Annotated in this window: 16 protein-coding genes; 5 read left to right on the top strand and 11 right to left on the bottom strand. The window is 70.0% G+C overall.

Features of this window, described 5'->3' with window-relative positions; genetic code table 11:
- Window positions 1-509 (bottom strand): dTDP-4-dehydrorhamnose 3,5-epimerase family protein (locus tag JWP64_RS31100; RefSeq protein ID WP_297504186.1); only part of this gene is annotated, 509 nt, incomplete at its 3' end.
- Window positions 506-1,504: a dTDP-glucose 4,6-dehydratase gene (gene rfbB / locus JWP64_RS31095; RefSeq protein WP_297504184.1), complete on the bottom strand. Its 999-nt coding sequence runs from the start codon at window positions 1,502-1,504 to the stop codon at window positions 506-508. The genes JWP64_RS31100 and rfbB, both read right to left, overlap by 4 nt.
- A gap of 20 nt (window positions 1,505-1,524) precedes the next feature.
- Between rfbB and JWP64_RS31090 the strand changes: the two genes are divergently transcribed.
- A complete protein-coding gene (locus tag JWP64_RS31090) occupies window positions 1,525-2,367 on the top strand; it encodes an NAD(P)-dependent oxidoreductase (protein WP_297504182.1) in 843 nt (280 codons plus the stop codon).
- 161 nt (window positions 2,368-2,528) lie between these two features.
- Here the strand turns inward: JWP64_RS31090 and JWP64_RS31085 are convergent, their stop codons facing one another.
- Entirely contained in the window at window positions 2,529-3,407 is an 879-nt protein-coding gene (locus JWP64_RS31085; RefSeq protein ID WP_297504180.1) for an NAD(P)-dependent oxidoreductase, read from the bottom strand.
- Window positions 3,408-3,409: 2 nt separating this feature from the next.
- Window positions 3,410-4,129, bottom strand: coding sequence for an RraA family protein (locus JWP64_RS31080; RefSeq protein ID WP_297504178.1), 720 nt, complete (start codon window positions 4,127-4,129; stop codon window positions 3,410-3,412).
- A gap of 599 nt (window positions 4,130-4,728) precedes the next feature.
- Here JWP64_RS31080 and JWP64_RS31075 point away from each other — a divergent pair.
- The 4 genes from JWP64_RS31075 to JWP64_RS31060 all read left to right on the top strand — a co-directional run bounded on the left by JWP64_RS31075 (window position 4,729) and on the right by JWP64_RS31060 (window position 9,309).
- Window positions 4,729-5,814, top strand: a complete 1,086-nt coding sequence (locus JWP64_RS31075; protein ID WP_297504177.1) for a hypothetical protein — start codon at window positions 4,729-4,731, stop codon at window positions 5,812-5,814.
- Window positions 5,815-5,843: 29 nt separating this feature from the next.
- Window positions 5,844-7,097 (top strand): hypothetical protein, encoded by a 1,254-nt coding sequence (locus tag JWP64_RS31070; protein WP_297504175.1) that lies wholly within the window; start codon window positions 5,844-5,846, stop codon window positions 7,095-7,097.
- Window positions 7,072-8,058: a polysaccharide deacetylase family protein gene (locus JWP64_RS31065; protein WP_297504173.1), complete on the top strand. Its 987-nt coding sequence runs from the start codon at window positions 7,072-7,074 to the stop codon at window positions 8,056-8,058. The genes JWP64_RS31070 and JWP64_RS31065 overlap by 26 nt, the downstream gene beginning before the upstream one ends.
- Before the next feature lie 72 nt (window positions 8,059-8,130).
- Entirely contained in the window at window positions 8,131-9,309 is a 1,179-nt protein-coding gene (locus JWP64_RS31060) for a cellulase family glycosylhydrolase (RefSeq protein WP_297504172.1), read from the top strand.
- 31 nt (window positions 9,310-9,340) lie between these two features.
- On the opposite strand, the gene JWP64_RS31055 is transcribed toward JWP64_RS31060, so the two are convergent.
- The 7 genes from JWP64_RS31055 to JWP64_RS31025 form a co-directional block, all read right to left on the bottom strand.
- Window positions 9,341-10,519: a glycosyltransferase family 4 protein gene (locus JWP64_RS31055; RefSeq protein WP_297504170.1), complete on the bottom strand. Its 1,179-nt coding sequence runs from the start codon at window positions 10,517-10,519 to the stop codon at window positions 9,341-9,343.
- A complete protein-coding gene (locus JWP64_RS31050; RefSeq protein WP_297504168.1) occupies window positions 10,516-11,724 on the bottom strand; it encodes a glycosyltransferase family 4 protein in 1,209 nt (402 codons plus the stop codon). Before JWP64_RS31050 ends, JWP64_RS31055 begins: the two co-directional genes overlap by 4 nt.
- 49 nt (window positions 11,725-11,773) lie before the next feature.
- On the bottom strand, window positions 11,774-13,111 hold the full coding sequence (locus JWP64_RS31045; protein WP_297504166.1) for a lipopolysaccharide biosynthesis protein: 1,338 nt from the start codon (window positions 13,109-13,111) through the stop codon (window positions 11,774-11,776).
- A gap of 1 nt (window position 13,112) precedes the next feature.
- Window positions 13,113-13,358, bottom strand: a complete 246-nt coding sequence (locus JWP64_RS31040; protein WP_297504164.1) for a hypothetical protein — start codon at window positions 13,356-13,358, stop codon at window positions 13,113-13,115.
- Between the two features lie 22 nt (window positions 13,359-13,380).
- The gene (locus tag JWP64_RS31035; protein WP_297504163.1) at window positions 13,381-14,586 is read right to left on the bottom strand and encodes a glycosyltransferase family 4 protein; all 1,206 of its coding nucleotides are present in this window, start codon (window positions 14,584-14,586) and stop codon (window positions 13,381-13,383) included.
- A gap of 289 nt (window positions 14,587-14,875) precedes the next feature.
- Window positions 14,876-17,257 carry a DUF2206 domain-containing protein gene (locus tag JWP64_RS31030; RefSeq protein WP_297504161.1) on the bottom strand — a complete coding sequence of 794 codons (2,382 nt, stop codon included), beginning with the start codon at window positions 17,255-17,257 and terminating at the stop codon, window positions 14,876-14,878.
- The gene (locus tag JWP64_RS31025) at window positions 17,254-18,345 is read right to left on the bottom strand and encodes a glycosyltransferase family 4 protein (RefSeq protein WP_297504159.1); all 1,092 of its coding nucleotides are present in this window, start codon (window positions 18,343-18,345) and stop codon (window positions 17,254-17,256) included. The genes JWP64_RS31030 and JWP64_RS31025 overlap by 4 nt, the downstream gene beginning before the upstream one ends.
- Between the last annotated feature and the right edge of the window lie 15 nt (window positions 18,346-18,360).

The following is an 18,360-nucleotide window of genomic DNA, read 5'->3' as shown; positions in this document are numbered from 1 at the left end:
CGGTCCTTGTCCGACAGGATCGGGGCGAGGTCGTCGGGCCAGGGCAGGCCCAGGGCCGGATCCAGCGGCGAGACGCCGTGCTCCCCGCCCGGGTTGTAGCCCGTCGAGCACAGATAGGCCATCACCGTGCCCTCGGTCAGCGCGACGAACGCATGCCCGAGACCCTCGGAGAGGTACACCGCGCGCATCGACTGCGAGTCCAGTTCGACGGCGACGTGCTCGCCGAACGTCGGCGACCCGACCCGGACATCGACGATCACGTCCAGGAGACGGCCCGCCGGGCAGTACACGTACTTGGCCTGCCCCGGCGGGGTGTCCGCGAAATGCACCCCCCGGATGACCCCTCGGGCGGACACGCTGTGGTTGGTCTGCGCCACCCTCAGGTCGAAGCCCAGCGCCTCCCGGAAGGCGGCACCCTGGAACGGGGCCGCGAAGACCCCGCGGGAGTCCGGGAACGACGGCGGCTCGAACACCCACGCCCCGTCGATGTCGAGTTCGGTGGCCTTCACCGGTGCGCCCCCGCCCCCTGTGAGGCCGTCTTGAGGGGCTCCCACCAGGACCGGTTCCCCCGATACCACGCCACCACCTCCGCCAACCCGGTCTCGAACGGGACCGCCGGCGAGTAGCCCAGCTCGTCGTGGATCTTCGACCAGTCCACCGAGTACCTGCGGTCGTGGCCCTTGCGGTCCTCGACCGGCTCGACCATCGACTCGTCGGCGCCCACGGCCTCGAGGAGTTTGTAGGTCAGGTCCTTGTTGGTCAGCTCGGTGCCGCCGCCGATGTTGTAGATCTCCCCCGCCCGGCCGGCCTGCGCGACCAGGGCGATCCCCGCACAGTGGTCGTCGACGTGCAGCCAGTCCCGCACGTTCAACCCGTCCCCGTAGAGCGGGACCCGCTTCCCGTCCAGGAGGTTGGACACGAACAGCGGAACGACCTTCTCCGGGAACTGGTGCGGCCCGTAGTTGTTCGAACACCGCGTGATGCACACGTTCAGCCCGTGCGTGCGGTGATACGCCCGCGCCAGCAGATCCGACGAGGCTTTCGACGCCGAGTACGGCGAGTTCGGCTCCAACGGCCACGTCTCCGGCCACGAACCCGACTCGATCGATCCGTACACCTCGTCCGTGGACACGTGCACGAACTTGCCGACCCCCGCGTCCAACGCGGCTTGGAGCAACACCTGCGTGCCCACGACGTTGGTCGAGACGAAGTCCGCCGCACCCGAGATCGACCGGTCCACATGCGACTCCGCCGCGAAGTGCACCACAAGGTCCGTGCCGCCCATCAGCTTCGACACCAGCGCCGGGTCGCGGATGTCGCCCTCCACGAACTCCACCCGCGGCGAGTCCAGAACCCCGGACAGGTTCGTCAACGTCCCCGCATAGGTCAGCAGGTCCAGCACCACGAACTCCGCACCGGCCAGGCCCGGGTAGGCACCCGACACCGCCCGCCGCACGAAGTTCGACCCGATGAACCCGGCCCCGCCCGTCACCAACACCCGCATACGCGGCAGAGTAACGACCCATGCGCGCGATCATCCTGGGTGCTCGTGGCCAGCTCGGCTCGGCGCTGGCCGCCGCGACCCCGGACGCCACGGCCCTGTCCCGCACGGACCTCGACATCACGGATGCCGACGCCGTCGCCGCCTTCGACTGGTCCGGCCACGACACGATCCTGAACGCCGCCGCCTACACCGCCGTCGACGCCGCCGAGACTCCGGAGGGGCGCGTCGCGACGTGGCGGGCCAACGCCGTCGGCCCGGCTAACCTCGCCCGGGCCGCGCGGGACCACGACCTGCGGCTCGTCCACGTCTCGAGTGAGTACGTCTTCGACGGCACGCACGACGGCCCGATCCCCGAGACCACGCCACTGTCCCCGCTCAGCGCCTACGGCGCGTCGAAGGCAGCAGGAGACGTCGCCGTCGCGCTCGCGCCGAAGCACTACGTCGTCCGCACGACCTGGGTCATCGGCGCGGGCGGCAACTTCGTGCGCACCATGCTCGGGCTCGCCGGACGCGGGATCTCCCCCGCCGTCGTCGCGGACCAGATCGGCCGGCCCACCTTCGCCACGGACCTCGCCACCGGCATCCTGACGCTGCTCGACGGCGACGCCGAGCCCGGCACCTACAACGTCACCAACACCGGGGAGCCCGTGAGCTGGGCGGACGTCGCCCGCGCGGTCTACGAACACGCCGGGCGGCCCGGGTCGGACGTCCGGGACACGAGCACCGCGGAGTACTTCGCGGACAAGCCGTCGGCCGCGTCCCGCCCGCTGAACAGCGTGCTGGACCTGGATAAGGCGGCAAAGGTGGGGGTCGTGCTGCCGGACTGGCGGAGGGGCCTGGCCGAGTATCTGGACGCTGTATGAAACCGATCTCGGAGATGGCGACGGGGTCCGGCGCGGCCTGGCCGTTCTGCACCCGGGCGCTGTCCGGCGTCACGCCGCGGAGAACGTCCCGTCGACCGCCGGCGACGGCCCGTACGAGGTGGACCTGCCCCGCCGCGCCCGCTCTCCGGACAGGCAGAGGATCAACCAGCGGTCCCGCTGCGGCGCCGATCCCTGTGGCCGTCGGCGAGGTCGCCCAACACCGTCTCCAGCGGAAGGTCCCAGACGTCGCGCCTGTCCTCCCAACGGCCGAGGGTGGTGGCCGTGGCACGGGCGAGCTCGGACGGGAGACCCAGCGCGGCGAGAGTGTCGGCGACCTCGTAGAGCTCGGGTCCCCACCGCCAGGCGCGCGCGGCGACGCTCGGCAGGTACTCGGGCTCGGCCAGCGGCGATCTCGAGCCCCGTGCGGCCTCGACGAGCAGGTGCGCGGTGACGCCATGGCCCGCCGCGAGCGCGTGTGCCAAGGCGGCGAGCGTCCGCGTGGCCTTCTGGTACCCGGCATAAGCCATCTTCAGTGCACTGGCCGAGCCCTGATCGCCGCCGGTGGGAACCACCCGCACCGAGCTTTCCCGGAAGATGTCGGTCACTTCGGCCATGTCGCCGTCAGCGCCCGCCACGTACAACGTGGTTGACAGATCGTCGCGCGGGGGCGGCCCGATGATCGCCCCGTCCACGGCGCGCGCTCCGGACGATGCCACTTGCTCCATGATCATCTGACAGCGCCGCACGCTGATGGCGTTGGCTTCTACATAGATCCCGGCGAAGCCGTGCTCGGCGACCGAGGATGCGACGTTCTCCGCGGCAGCGGGTGGACAGATGGACAGGACGACGGACGAGCTGTCGAGCAGGTCGGCGAGTCCGGCGACGGGAGTCAGCCCGGCGCTGATCGCTCGGGCCCGGCTGGCCGGTCCCCGTCCAGTCGGACACCACGCGACATCGACGCCGTTCCGGACGGCCTGCGCGGCGATCGCCGCCCCCATCTGGCCAGGGTGCAGGACGCCGATCCGTCGGCGCGAGCGCACCTCTACCGCTCGCCCGAGACGAATCCGTCGTCGCCCGCAGCGATCGCGACGGGCTCGTCGTCGCGGTCGACCGGGCAGGAGTGCAGGGCCAGATGTGTGTCGACCCAGCTGTTGTCGAACTGCCCCTGCTGCACGAGCGCCAGGTAGGCGGCCTGCCCGGCGGCGTTGGCGCGTAGCTGGGCCAGGAGTTCGGGTGCGATCTGGTGCGGGATGACCACCACACCCGCCGAGTCGGCCACGACGACATCTCCCGGGTTGGTCACGACGCCCCCACAGGCGATCGGATAGTTGATCTCGCCGGGCCCGCGGTGCAGCGGACCGATCGGGGTGGTGCCCTTGGCGTAGACGGCGAAGTCCAGATCCTGGATGGCCGGCAGATCCCGGACGAGCCCGTCGACGACGAAACCGGCGATTCCACGGTGCTTGGCCTTGGTGGAGATGATGTCGCCGAGTACAGCGTTGGAGCGCCCCCCGCCCGCGGCCACCACGACGACGTCGCCGGGCCGGGCCACGTCCAGCGCCTTGTGCACCATGAGGTTGTCGCCCGGGTAGACCCGCACGGTGCACGCCAGGCCCACGGTCCGGCGTGGTCCCCCGCTCATGCACACGATCTCGGAGTCCACGGCGTAGAGACGGTTCAGCCGATCGGAGATCTCCGGGGTGTCGAACGCGGCGAAACCCTGCACGGTCTGCGAGTCCAGGCGGGGAACGTTCAGACGCACCCGAAACCCCGGGCCCGGATGGATGTCGGCCGATCGCGGACGGCTCGAGCCGGAGATCTGTTCTGGTGAATGCTGACGGTCCACAGGTGCCCCCGAGTGGGTTGCGTGCCGGGCTGGCGGTGGCGAACGACGACGGTCGTCGTCGACCTGCGAGGGGTCGAAATCCCGACCCTGAACGTTACGGCGCGTTCCGCGAGCAAGGGCAGAGCAAATCTCCGGATCATCGCATCGATCAGCCGAATAGCCCAGTAGCCTGGTTGCTTTACCGCACTGTAAGCGATCTTTGCCGTGAGGAATGCGTTTAATTCACCCTACTGGAGTAGATTCCGCCGAAACGCTGCGTCCCGGCTTTGCGAGCTAGCCCCTACAAGACAGGGACCTGATGTCCGACGCCGCCGGTCCTGGGACCCGGCCCGCCGAGGAAAGCGGTTGACCATGACGAAAGTCCACGAGCTGGGATACATCGAGGCCGATCGGTGCAGGCCGACAGTGCTGAGCGAGGCGACGCCGGGCACGGCACCTCTCGGCAAGGGACGGCGGTGATCGTGGGGAGCCCTCAGGCCTCTACCCGCTTCCTACGAGCCAGGGCTCAGGCGCAGGTGCTGCGCCAGCTGATCGTCGAGGCAGCCCCAGGGGCGCGTGAGGCCAGGCGCAGGCACATCCGCTTCTACCACGACATGTGGCGAAGTGCCGCGACCGACCTCGGCGCGACGGTGACACCGATGGGGGACGGAGCAATCGAGATCGCGCTGGGGGCCCTCCGGCTGCGAGTGGCCGGGACGCACTGCTCGGTGGACGGGCCCGACGTGCTCGGCCTCGCGGGAGACAAGCCCCGGGTCAGCCGGATGCTCACCGGCGCGGGGCTGCCCGTGCCACCGCATCGCGTCTTCTCACTGGACGCTCTCGATACGGCACTGGATCTCGTGGCCGACACTCCCGGCGGGTGCGTGGTGAAGCCGGCGCAGAACACCGGGGGCGGGCGGGGCGTGACGACGGGCATCCACGACACCGACCGCCTGGCGCGCGCGGTGCCCGGCGCGGCCGCCGCCGGCGTTCGTGTCATGAAGCCCGGCCATCCCCTTCGCCGGCTTCCGGGAATGCTGCGCAACCTGGAGCAGGTGCCACTACTGGTCGAGCGCCAGATCACCGGTGACAACTATCGGCTGCTCTTCTTGGACGGTGAGCTGATCGACGCCATCCGCCGTGAGCCGCCGAGCGTCATCGGCGACGGCCACACCGACATCGCCGGTCTCGTCTCGAAGCACAACGACGACCGTCTGCGGTCACCGGGACATCGGGCCCAGAGTCTCGTGACGATCGATCTCGAACTCACCTCGACCCTGCGTGAGCAGGGCCTGAGCCTCTCCGTGGTGCCGGCTCTCGGTACGAAGGTGCGGCTCAAGACTGCAGTGAACGAGACCGCGCCGGAGTGCAACCACCCCGCCCGGGATGAGCTCTGCGACGCCGTCGTCGAGCAGGCTGCACGCGCTGCGGCCGTCGTCGGCGCGCGTCTCGCCGGGGTGGATGTGATCACCGACGACCCCCGCCGGGCACTGAGCGACTCGTCGGGCTGCATCCTCGAGGTCAACACGACTCCCGGTCTCGCGATGCACCGCCACGGCCACCCCGGTGCCGTCGACCCGGCGGCGGCGATCTTGCATCGGCTTGCGGCGAGCACGTCGTGAGCCGAGTCGTGGACGTAAGGCGACCTCCCGTGATTCTGCTCGGCGGCGACGTGAACGCGCTGTCCGTGGCGCGCAGTCTCAGCAGGCTCGGGGTGCGGGTCTACGGGCTCGGTGTCGCACCGGCCGTCGAATGGTCGCGCCATGTCCGCCCGATCCGGGTGCCCGACACCGGGTCCGATGCGGAATCGGCGTGGGCCGAGTGCCTGCTGGGCCCGGCAACCGATCACCTTCGCGGCGCGGTGGTGCTCGCGGCCAGCGACGTCGGTCTGCTCCTGGTGGCTCGCCACCGCGAGGAGCTGGAGCGGCGGTTCCTGCTCGACACGTCGCACGTGCCCGCCCAGCTGGCGATGCTCGACAAGCTCTGCAGCTATGAGCTGGCCACGGCGGCGGGTGTACCGACCCCGCGCTTCTGGCGGTGCGACGGACTCGACGACCTGCAGCGCCACCGCGAGGAACTGGTGTTCCCCCTCCTCGTCAAACCGCTGCTGTCGCACGAGTATCAGTCGGCGTTCTCCGGCCTCACGAAATTTCGGATCGCCCACGACATGGACGAGCTCCGGGCAGGGCAGCGAGAACTGAGTGATGCGGGTATCGGTGTGGTGCTGGTCGAGCAGATCCCGGGCCCGGACGACCTGCTGTGCAGTTACTACACCTATCTCGATGCCGAGGGCGTCCCTGCGTTCGACTTCACGAAGAGGGTGCCGCGGAGACACCCGCCCGGCATGGGATTGGGGTGCTACCACGTCACGGACTGGAATCCTGCGGTTCGTGACGTCGCGCTGCGGCTGTTCAAGTACGCAGGCCTGCTCGGGGTCGCCAATGCGGAGTTCAAGCTCGATGTGCGGGACGGCCAGCTGAAGCTGATCGAGTGCAACGCCCGGTTCACTGCTGCGAACTGCCTGTTGGTCGCCGCCGGTATCGACCTGCCCCGTCACGTCTACCTGCGCATCCTCGGCGAGGAATCGGAGCTGCCGACCGGGTACCGCACCGGTCTCCGGCTGATACACCACGGGGCGGACGTGCGTGCCTTCCTGGCGCTGCGCCGACACGGCGCTTTGCGGGCGGCTACTTGGTTGCGCAGCCTGATTCGTCCCCAGACCTTCGCGGTATGGCGCTGGGACGACCCGCTTCCGGCCGTTCGGCGGTCCGAGGTGTGGGCCCGGATCGCCATGATGCGACACGTCGGCGCCCGGGCGGCGCGGAAGGCCTGGCAGCTGAGCACACAGCGTGCTATTTCCGACAAAGGGGTGAGCGATCGTGCGAACCGCTCGCGGCGACGGTGACAGTTGGGCGGGTGGCCGCGAGCTCGTGATCCTGGGCTGGCACAACGTCGAGAGCACCTGGCGCTACCCCGCGCGAGCAGGCCGCGGCCTGGGCTCGATCACTCGCCAGTGGCGGATGCTTCGCCGGGTGACCAACGTGGTGCCTCTCGACGCCGCGCTGGTGGCGCTGCAGGAGGGTCGTAGGCTTCCCGCCCGAGCGGTCGCGCTGACCTTCGACGACGGCTACCGGGACAACCTGGCCCTCGCAGCCCCGGTCCTGCGGAGGTTGGGGCTCCCTGCGACGTTCTTCCTGGTCCCCGGCTTTCTCGATCGCCAGGTCGATCCCTGGTGGGAGAGGGTCGCGTTCGCCTTCGCGAAGGCGACGGCCACCCGTCGCGAGTTCGAGGGCATCGCGTTGAATCTGGACAGCCCGTGGTCCCGCACGGCGTCGCTGAAGGAGGTCGAGCCGGCGCTCAAGGCCCGCGATGACGCGGCCCGTGAACGCGCGGTTGCCGAGCTCGTCGAGGTGCTGGCCCCTGCCGGGCGCTTCCGGTGTGAGCACCTGTTCATGGACTGGGACGAGGCCCGCTCACTGATCAGGCCGGGATTGTCGATCGGGTCCCACACCATGCGGCATGCCATCCTCGCCCGCGAGACCGAGGCGTACCAGGTCGCGGACCTGCGTGAGTCCAGAGCGCGCCTGCAGGAGACACTCGACGTCCCGGTCACCTCCCTCGCGTACCCCAATGGTCAGGACGGGGATTACGACTCGACCACGATGGCGGCGGCCGCCGCAGCCGGGTACTCCTCGGCGATGACCACCTCCGGGTTGATCAACCGCTCGACGACCGAGCCATTCGCGATTCGACGCCGGATGGTCGGCCCGACCGACAACGTCGTGCGGGTGGTGATGGGGCTCGTGGCAGGGGTGCAGCGGGAGCGAGGTGAGAGGACGCGTGTGACGGCACAGGATCGGTCGTAGATGGCCGCTCGGCACCAGAAGACGGAACACGCGCCGACGCCGAGGTCGGGCACTCCTCGATATGATCGGCCGGTGGCGGGTGGTCCGGGCACTCGGGTGCTGCGGAGCATCCTCCTGCTCATCCTGGTGGTCGTCGGGATCCTCACGATCGTCCCGCACCGGGGACAAGCACCGTCCACCTCCGCGCCGCTCCAATCCGCGCGAACGCCTCCGACACGCCCGCTGCAGATCGGCATCGCCTACGGCAACACCTTGATCGGGATGGACGAGCAGGACCTGGGGAATGCCCTCGACGACGCGGTGTCCGTGGGCGCAGGCACGATTCGTACCGATCTGGCGTGGGGGGACGTCCAGCCCGACGGCCCGGACGAGTTCCAGTGGGCACGGTTCGACGACGTCGTGCACGCCGCGCAGGCGCGCAGCCTCAGGCTTCTCCTGGTCGTGGCCTACACACCGCACTGGGCGCGGCCCGCCGGGTGCGACAGCGACAAGTGCGCTCCGGCCGACCCCGCCCGTTTCGCCGACTTCGCCAGGGCCGCCGCAGAGCGGTATGCGTCCGAGGATGTCCTCGGCTGGGAGATCTGGAACGAGCAGAACACCCCCGGCTTCTGGGCGCCGAAGGTCGATCCGGAGGCCTACACCGCGCTCCTGCAGGCCACGAGCACCGCCATCCGCGGGGTGGACCCGTCGGCCCTGATCCTGCTCGGCGGCCTCGCCTCCGTGGACACGACCGACGGCGGGATGGCTCCGGGGCAGTTCCTCTCGCGGATCTGTGCTCTCGGTGGCAACACCGCCGTCGGGGCGATCGCCTATCACCCGTACACCTATCCCTACCTCGCGAGCGAATCGAGGAGAGACTCGACTCCGTGGGGCCGGATGAACGTCGGCCGCAACAGCCTGCGCAGCGTCCTGAGTCGCTACGGCACCCCGGATCTGCCGATCTGGCTCACCGAGTACGGCGCACCCACCAGCGGTCCGGGCGCCGCGTCCGACGGCGACCCGAAGTCGATCTCGGCCGAGACGACCCACGTCACGGAGGAACGGCAGGCACAGATCGCTCGGGACGTCCTCATGACGGTGGCCCAGGACAGGCATGTCGGTGCGCTGATCTGGTACTCCGATCGCGACCTCGGCGAGGACACCGGCACCAACCTGAACTTCTACGGCCTGCGCCGCAGCGACGGCACGAAGAAGCCGGCCTTCTCCAGCTTCAAGGTGACGGTGGGGCATCTGGACCTGGGTCCACGGTGACGCCGGGGCACGGCCGGCCACCTCACCCGAGTTACGGTTCCTGACCGGCTCCTGCCGTCCGCCGTGCCCCGGGCGACGGCGGTCGCTCGGGGCCCAATAACGAGCGGAACAGCGTCAGGTAGTCGTCGGTGAGAGCCGGCCACGCATAGGTCGTCTCCGCCCGGCGCCGTCCTGCCGCACCCAGCTGCGCGCACAGCTCGTCATCGCCGAGCACCCGCAGGCAGGCCCGGGCGAGGGCGCTGACGTCACCGGGCGGGACCAGAAGCCCGGTATCGCCGTCGTCGACGACTGTCGGAATACCGCCGATGTCGGAGCCGACGACCGGGCGTCCACACGCCATGGCCTCGACGAGGGTCATCCCGAACGACTCGGACTCGGTGAGGGAGGGCAGCACCAGCGCCCTGGCGTGCTGGTAGGCCCCGACCAGGTCCTTCGTGGCGAGGGTGCCGGTGAACTCGACCCGGTCGGCGATTCCCAGCGAGCGGGCGAGTGCGCGCTGGTCCTCGACCGCGTCGCCCGAGCCGACCAGCCGCAGGCGAGCCCGCGGTTCCTGTGCCACGACGAGCGCGAAGGCTCGAAGCAGCACGTCGATGCCCTTCCACGCGGAGGCGCGCTCGATGCGTCCCACGTAGAGCAGCGTCGTCCCCCAGGGCTGCCGTGCCGGCGTGAAGGTGTCGGTGTCCACGCCGGGGGTGATGACGCGTGCCCCGGGGACGTCGTGTCCCAGCGCGGTTCGCGACACGGCGACGACGTTGTCCGCGCGGCGGAACGTCCTGGTGAGCAGATGTGCCTCGTAGAGGCGGATGAGCGGATCGAGAGCGCCGGAGTGCTTCACCATCGACCCGGAGTGGTAGGTCGCCACCAGTGGCCGTCGCCCCGCAACGAGCGCAGCGAGGTCCGCGAGGAACGGGACGGGTGCGTGCGTGTTGACCAGCTCGACCCGATGACGCCGCAGCACGCGGTGCAGCTGGAGGAGCCACAGCGGGTTCATCGGGGTGTTGGACACGGTGACCAGGCGCGGAAGCCGCACGACCTCCACGCCGTCACGGATCTGCACCTCCCCGCGCCGGCCCGGCGCAGAGGTGATGACGACCGGTCGGAGGTCAGGGCTGTCCCGGAGCTCGCTCGCTATGCGTTCGGCGTAGCGCTCGACTCCACCCACTCGCGGCGGGTAGAAGGGCGTGACTACTGCGACGGTGCGGCGGGTCACGCCCGCGTCCCGGCGCCGGTGGCGAGCGGCCCGGCCTCCTGCCGTGCGGAGGTCACCTCCCGGTAGTGCGTCTCCAGACGCTCCAGGAAGAGGTCCATCGAGTAGTTCTCGGCCAGCTCTCGCGAGCGCGCCCCCATGCGCGCGGCCAGCTCGGTGTCGTCGAGGACCCGGCTCATGGCCCGGGCCAGCGCGGCCGGGTCCCCCGGCTCGACGAGGAAACCGTTCTCGCCGGGAGCCACCAGCTCGGGTAGCCCTCCCATCCGCGAGGCGATCAGCGGGCGCCCCACGCCGAGCGCCTCCAGGGCGACGGTGGGGAAGTTCTCCGGCCCGACCGACGGAATCACGACGGCCGTCGAACGGTGGTAGGCCGCCAGCTTCTCCTCGTCGCTGACATAGCCGGTGACACTGACGTTGTCGCTGAGTCCGAGGCGCGCCACCTGTTCCTCGAGCCGGCTTTGGAACGGTCCTCGGCCGATCAGGGTGAGCTGCGCGCGCGGATTCGTCCGCACTACCGAGGCGAAGGCGTCGACGAGGACGTCCGGGCCCTTGACCGTCTCGAGTCGTCCGACGTAGAGGAGGCGGGACGTGTCGGGCACGGGGCTGCTGGCGGGAAGTTCGATACCGTTGGGCAGCACGTGCGTGGGAACCGTCGGTACATCGCGACCGACCGACCGGGCGAAGTAGGCACTCGGCGTGAGCACGCGGTCGATGCCGCGGAGCCGTGCGAGGTATGCCGGGCGTTGAAGGAACCGCAGGTAGGCGTACCGCGCTGTGTCGGGCACGCTCAGCCTGCCCGACCCGCTGCTGCGACTGGGCAGGTTCCACGACAGCAGCTCGAGCGTCCAGTCCTCGGGCCCGTGAACCGTCAGCACCCTGGGGAACCCGCCGGTCGCGCTGAGTACCGACGGGCTGAACAGTCCGATCGTGTGGAGGTGTACGACGTCCGGTCGTATCCGTGCCACGGCCTCCTTGACCTGGCGGTAGCCCTCCTGGTGCCAGAAGAAGCGAGCGATGCGCACGGGCGCGTTGCCGCGGACCTCCGGCACGACGACGTCCGCGAAGGACCGCTGCCCGGCCAACCGGTGGTCCGTGGCGATGACGTTGACCTGGTGGCCCCGGTCGCGCAGTCCGTCGGTCACCAGCCGCACGACCTTCTCGGCGCCGCCGGCCTCGAAACCGATGTTGATGATGTGACAGATCTTCATCCCGCTCTCCTGCCGTCTCGATCGTTTCGCGGGCGCGCCACGGCCGCGCTCACAGGTCGTCTTCCGACGGCACCGCTGCGGCACGGCGGACCACGGCACTTCGTGCTCGCCGGGACACGAGGAATGCCACTGCCGCCACGGCGGCGGCGACGAGGTTGCCCACCCCCCACGCGGCCCCGATCCACACCGGACCGTGCGGCGCGGCGCGGACCGCGAGGACCGTGGTCGCCACTGCAAAGACGACCTCGACCCACACCGCCGCGGCGAGCTGGTCGACCATCTTGAGGAGGAAGCCGGTCCATACGTGGAACGCCACGGCGAACGAGGACACGGCGAGCACGACCAGCGTGCCGCGGGCGATCGAGACGTACTCGGGCCCGAAGATGGCGAGCACCGGACCCGCGAGCAGCACGACGATCAGGACGGCGGGCCCGGTGACCGCAGCAATGATCGCGGCCGAGCGCCGCATCAGCGCCCCGATGTGCTCCTGTTGGTGCGCGCCTTCGGCGAACAGCGTCTCGCCCACCGCGAACGACACCGAGTTGATGACGGTGGCGATCTGGAACGCCATGAAGTAACCGGCCGCCACGGTGGGCCCGAGCCGATCGAGGACGAGGATCGGGATGATCAGCAGGGGCACCAGGTTGAGGCAGTTGACGGCGTAGTAGGGCGCCGAGTAGCGGAAGGTGCGCCGGATGACCCCGAGGCGGAAGTCCGCCCACCGGATCCGGATCCTGAGCTTGGCCGAGATCAAGCGCACGCTGGCGCAGGCGGCGAGGAGCGAGGCGAGGCCGCTCGCCGCGTAGATGCCCATCGCACCCCCCCAGACGAACAGGAACGGCAGCGCGATCTTGGCGAGCCCCATCAGCACACCGTTGACCAGCAGGTTGTATCGCGCTGCTCGCAACGCGATGAACACCGAGTTCGACAGCAGGTTGAGCGCGGCGCACGCGGCGAGGACCACGAAGATCGCGAGTTGGAGTGGAGAGTCGCTGACGAAGGCCAGATCCGGGGTGGTGAAACGCACCACGATCGCGAAGACCAGTGCCACCACCAGACCCGCCGCCCCCACGGTGATCAGCGCGGAGCTGACGTGTTCGGGACGCTCACGCGTGGTGGGGAGATGGCGGACCAGGCTGCCCCCCATGCCCAGCAGGCTCAGATACGAGAGCAGTGACAGGGCGGACAGGAGCGAGGTCGCTCGGCCCACCGCCTCGACCTGGTAGAGGTGCGCCACGATCAGCCAGAACAGGAAGCCGAGTCCCCCGGTCAGGACCGTGGTCGCCATCAGGAAGAACGAGTTCCGGGCCAGCGGGTCGCGGCGAATGCGTCCGACGGCCGCCTTCGGGTCCCGGCCTGCGTCGACGACGATGTTGATGACTCCCATTTCAGCCTTCCCAGCGGGGACGGTGCGAGCGGACCCGCAGCAGGAAGAAGGACGCGGCCGACAGGACGAAACACCCGAGGGCGGTCTGGCCTTCGGTCGGCCAGGGCAGGAAGTGGGTCACCTGCTGTCCGACCGTCTCGGGGTGGGACAGCGAGTTCACCGCGAGGTAGACCCACACCAGCAAGCCGTAACCGAACACTGCCCGAAGGACCGCGTACATCAGCCGCAACCGCAGCGGAGCGGCCACGGTGGCCGAGGTGGCCGGTGGTTCAGAGGCCGGCATCGCGTACCGCCTCCGCGGGAGGCCGCGGCCCCGTCCCGTTCGCCGCCTGTCCATAGGCGCGCTCCAAGCCCTGCAGGTGCTGCGACCAGGAGAACCGGCGCGCCGCGGTGACGGCGGAGTAGTGGGCCATCCGAGCGCGCAGGACGTCGTCGCGGGCGACCCGGCGCAGTGCGGAGCGCAGGGCGGGAACCGTCGGTTCGATGAAAGCGACCCGCTCCCGGTCCAGCTCGTAGATCCCGTAGCCGGGGTCGTCCGTGGTGATCACGGGAAGCCCGCATGCCATGGCCTCCTGCACGGCCAAGGGAAACCCCTCGCCTTCCGAGGGCAGGACGAAGAGGTCGCAGGCCCGGTAGATCTCGGCCAGTTCGTCGGGGGTCTTCGACCCGACGAACGTGACGTCGGGGTGGTCGCCGGCCCCGGGTGGGGGCGGTCCTCCCACCAGGACCAGGCGGTAACCCTCACCGGCCGCCAGGAGGACCTTGTCGAAGCCCTTCTTCGGGACGAAGCGGCCGACGAACAGGGCCAGCAGGCCGTCTTCGGGTAGGCCGAGCTCGCGGCGTGACCGCCGTTTGTCGGCAGTGGCCGAGGGATGGAACCGGTCGAGGTCCGTACCGTTGGGAAGCAGCTCGATCGTCTCCGCATCGGCACCGAGCCGGCGCAGGAACAGCGCTACCCGCTCGTTGACGACGAAGATGCGCGCCGCCGAACGCGCGACGGCGGCTCCGATGACTCGGTAGACCAGGCGCTGCGTGAGCCGGACGACGCGTCGGGGATGCTCGATGATCGCGACGTGCTGGGTCAGGACGACGGGCTTGCCCGCGCATCTCGCCATGAGGGACGCGAACCATGTGGTCATGTAGAGGACGTCGTGGCAGTGCACGATGCTCGCGTCACGGATGAGTGCCGCGGCGATCGCCAGGCTCCGAGGCGAGATCACCGGGAACGGCACCCCGGTTCGCTGCTCGATGCCGTTCCACGTCGGCACCCGCACGACCCGGTAGCCCTCCGCAGCGCGGTGCACGCCCCATTCGGCGCCGACGGCGGTGCTCAGCACTGTGACGTGGTACCCGGCCCCGGTGAGGTGCGCCGCCTCCGCCGCCACGACGTTCTCGATTCCCCCGAGGTGTGGCGGGAAGTAGTGGCTGACCAGCAGCACGCGGGTGATGCCCACCGGCGGGGCCTGTGTGCTCATCGCCGACCTCCTCGACGGAGCGGCGAGCTCCATCTGCAGCGATCACGACGCGTGTCGAGCACGAGGAAGGCCGCGACCGACAGGATGAAACAGATCGCGCCCGCTGTGTCGATGCGTAGCGGAACCGCGTGGATCAACCGCTCGTCGAGCCTCTCGATGTCTGCCGCCGCAACGACCCCGACGTAGAGCCACCCGAGGAGCCCGAAGAGGGCGACGGTCTCGCACGCGGCACGTAGACAGCCGGCTCGGGTGGGCTGCTCGGGTGCGGGGCGCCCGGCTCGGGGGCGGGTCATCGGTATACCACCGCCGTCCCGTTGCTGTACACCAGGTTCTTCGCCCCGTCCAGGAAGGCGATCGGGTAGCTGTAGGCCAGCAGGTCCCCTCCGTAGGCCACCGTCGACTGGTGCTTGCCGGTCGTCGCGGCGCCGAGCAGGACATAGGCGTCCCGTCGGATCGCGATGGGGAAGATGGACTGGGTGGCCACGATCGTCGGGCTCAGGCCGTAGATGAACCGGTCGGGGACGATGGTCTGGATCGTGCCCCGGCCTTCGGCGAGCACCTGCGCCTGCAGCCAGACCGCTGCCGCTTCCTCCTCGGGGTGGGGGTAGTAGAGGTCGAAGTACTGTCCGGAGTTGCTCAGGTGCAGCTGTGCCGGGTAGCCGCCCAGGACCTGGGGGATGGCGCCGGTCAGAGACAGGAAGAACGCGATCACGACGCCGCCGGCGGCCACCACGGACCGCCGCGGCCCCAGCCAGCCGAACATCCCGACGCTGCCGACAGCGAGGAACGGCCCGAGCACGAACATCGCCTGCTGGAACGCCCTCAGTACCCCGTAGTCGACCGAGAGCCCCGGGAGCAGGACCTGCAACGCCACCACGAGTCCCGCGCCGATCGCGAGGTGGAGCATCTCCGGGCTGGCGCGCAGCCGACGGGCCCGGCCCAGCAGGACCAGCAGCACACCGAGGGCGACGAAGAGCTGCAACAGCTTCGCCGCGCTCTGCCGCATGATCGTGTTGACCGCGGTCACGTCCACCCCGACGGCATCCAGCGCGCGTCCCGCCACCGTGAGCGGCAGGAGCGTGGGGGTCGAGACATAGCTGGCCGGGTACTGCTGCAGGGTCGCCAGCGGGTAGTAGTCGCCCTCCGCGCGGGGGCGGGCGGTCTCGGCGGCGACGGAGTCGGCGTACTCCTGCAGACGCTGCTCGGGGCTGGGCCGATCGCTCGACAGCAAGCCGGAGAACAGGTTGTAGGACACATCCGACGACCTCGCTGCGTCTCCCGACCCGAACAGCGCGTCGGCCAGCTGAGATGCCGTGCGTTCGACCTGGCCGCCGGTGTGGGTGATGGGCCCCGTCCAGATCGCGGCCATGACTATCAGGAGCGCGATGTTGACCGCGCCGAGTGCCGCAGCGGGGCGGGCCCCGGTCGCGACGGCCCGCCGCCGAAGGCGCAGCCACCTCCCGCCTCGGGCGAGTCCGCGGGTCAGCAGGGCGGCGGCGAGCAGCCCGATGAACACGTAGGTCGTCGAGTAGTGCGACAGGACCAGGCCGACCGACAGGACCCCGACCCACACTTGGCGTCGCTGCACCGCCCACCGCCGGTTTGTGGCGACCAGCAGGATCGTCCCCAGGAAGAGGAACGCCGTCTCCTGCCGGACCAGGTACGGCATGTCGGTGAAGAAGGTCGGGAAGGCGATGAAGTAGACGGCCGCAAGCATCCCGATCAGGACCGACCCGGCCCGCCGGGCGATGAGATAGACGATCACGGGGCAGAGCGCGAAGGCCAGCTGGATCAGAACCTTGAACACCGCGGCGCCCGGGACGCCCGTGATCTCGGAGACGATCGCCGGCAGGATCGTGATGCTCAGGCACGCGTTGTAGGCGTCCGGGAAGGCAGCGATGTCCCAGAGTCCGTTGTCATGGGTCAACTGGAAGACGTAGAACTCGACCTGGATGTCGTGACCGGTGATCCCCCAGCCCCGCAGCGAGGTCATCAGCAGCAGCGCGAGGGCGAGCAGGTAGATGACCACGACGACGGTGGCCGGCCGTAGCCGGAACCGCCACTTGATCATCGCGATGACGAGGAGGCCGGCCAGACAGAGCATCACCACGGTGACGGTCGCGCCCGCGCCGTTGTTGAGCCGTATCGCCCCCGTCACCGCAAGAAGGACGATCACGAGCCCGGCCAGCATGAGCAGCCGGTCCAGCTCATTGAGACGACGCACGGTCCGGATGATCCGGTGACGCACGGCGGGTTCGTGCCGCCACCGCCGTGGGCGCCACAGGGCGAGTCCCACGAGCGCGATGTCGGTCCCGACGAGCACGGGGAGCCGGTCCAGCGGACGGCGCACCCCGACCAGCGGCAGGAGCTCATTCATCGCCAGGCCGCCGGCGATGACCCCGAGCAGCACGACCGCGAAGCAGCACACGACCGCCTCGTAGCCGCAGGCGCGCGACCAGTCCTTCTTGACCAGCAGCAGGTAGGTCGGCAGGACGACGAGCAGGAGCAGACCGGCCACCGCCCGCACGACGGGCAGCTGGCTGTCGACGACCACCAGAACGGTCGCGGCCACCGCGAGAGCGGCGAGCACGATCCCGGGCCGGGAGCGGGTCGGGCGCGGCGCAGGCGCGGCATCGTGCTCGTCGGCGTCGCGGTCGATCAGAGCTGTCATGGTGTCGGAACCACCTGCTCGTAGAGACGTTCCAGCTCCCCGATCCTGGCCGTCCACGAATGGCTCGAACCGCACCGGGCGCTTCGCTCCGCCAACTGCGCACACAGCAGCGGATCGGTTGCCACACGATCGATAGCGGCCGCGAGTCCGGGGGCGCTCGGGACAGCGAGCAGGCCGACGCCGGCGACGAGCTCGCGCGTGCCCGGTACGTCGGTCGCGATGACGGGCAGACCCGAGGCCATGGCCTCGAGCAGCACGAGGGGCATCCCCTCTTTGTCCGACGACAGCACGAACGCGTGCGCCCACCGGTACCAGGCCAGCAGCGCATCCCCGACCTGAGCGCCGGCGAAGCGCACGTTCGTCAGGCCCAGGGCGGTCCGCCGCTGCTCGGCGAGCGCGCGGTGCTCGCCGTCGCCCACCACCACCAGCTCTATCGGCGCCGACGCCTGGCTCACGGCGTCCAGCAGCCGGACCACGTTCTTCTGCGCGTCCAGCCTGCCCACGAACAGCAGACGCAGCGGCTGGTCCGGCGAGCGCGGGGCGATGCGTTCGCGGAGGCCGAAGAAGGCCTCGTCCACGCCGTTGGGGACGACCGTGATCCGGTTCGGGGACACGCCGTACCGAGCAGCCAAGAACGCCGCCTGCACCGGCGACAGCGCGATGATCGCGGCCGCGCGTCGCAGCACGGGGCCGAGGACGGCGCTCTTGTAGGCGGACAGCAGGAAGCCGAGCGGGCCGGACGGATCCACGTCCAGGTGGAAGTGGATGATGTACGGGCGCCGGCGCAGGAGCGAGGTGGCCCACACGGTCTCCGGAACGAACGCCTGCGCTACGTGTGCGTGCACGACCGTGCCGCGGGGCAGGGTCAGCAGCCGCACGGCCATGCCCGGTGACAACGGCGTGTGGGCGACCTCGCGGGCCCGGAAACGTCGAACCCGAACGCCGTTGACCCGCTCCCTCGCGGCGACGTCGTCCCCGCCCCGCCGGGTAGTGACGACCTCGACCTCGTGCTGGCCGGCCAGCAACTCGGCCAGTGCCTGGGCGACCCGTTCGAGCCCCCCGAGCCGGGGTGGGTAGAAGGGCGCCACGTGCGCGACCAGACG

The organism is Pseudonocardia sp., from assembly GCF_025465255.1.
Taxonomy (GTDB): Bacteria; Actinomycetota; Actinomycetes; order Mycobacteriales; family Pseudonocardiaceae; genus Pseudonocardia.
Note: the sequence above shows the minus strand (reverse complement) of the source record. Positions and strands in the feature narration are given on the sequence as shown.

Coding starts and splice junctions, on each gene's coding strand:
- JWP64_RS31045 (WP_297504166.1), bottom strand. CDS start 13,111: ATGGGAGTCATCAACATCGTCGTCGACGCAGGCCGGGACCCGAAGGCG.
- JWP64_RS31035 (WP_297504163.1), bottom strand. CDS start 14,586: ATGAGCACACAGGCCCCGCCGGTGGGCATCACCCGCGTGCTGCTGGTC.
- JWP64_RS31090 (WP_297504182.1), top strand. CDS start 1,525: ATGCGCGCGATCATCCTGGGTGCTCGTGGCCAGCTCGGCTCGGCGCTG.
- JWP64_RS31050 (WP_297504168.1), bottom strand. CDS start 11,724: ATGAAGATCTGTCACATCATCAACATCGGTTTCGAGGCCGGCGGCGCC.
- rfbB (WP_297504184.1), bottom strand. CDS start 1,504: ATGCGGGTGTTGGTGACGGGCGGGGCCGGGTTCATCGGGTCGAACTTC.
- JWP64_RS31030 (WP_297504161.1), bottom strand. CDS start 17,257: ATGACAGCTCTGATCGACCGCGACGCCGACGAGCACGATGCCGCGCCT.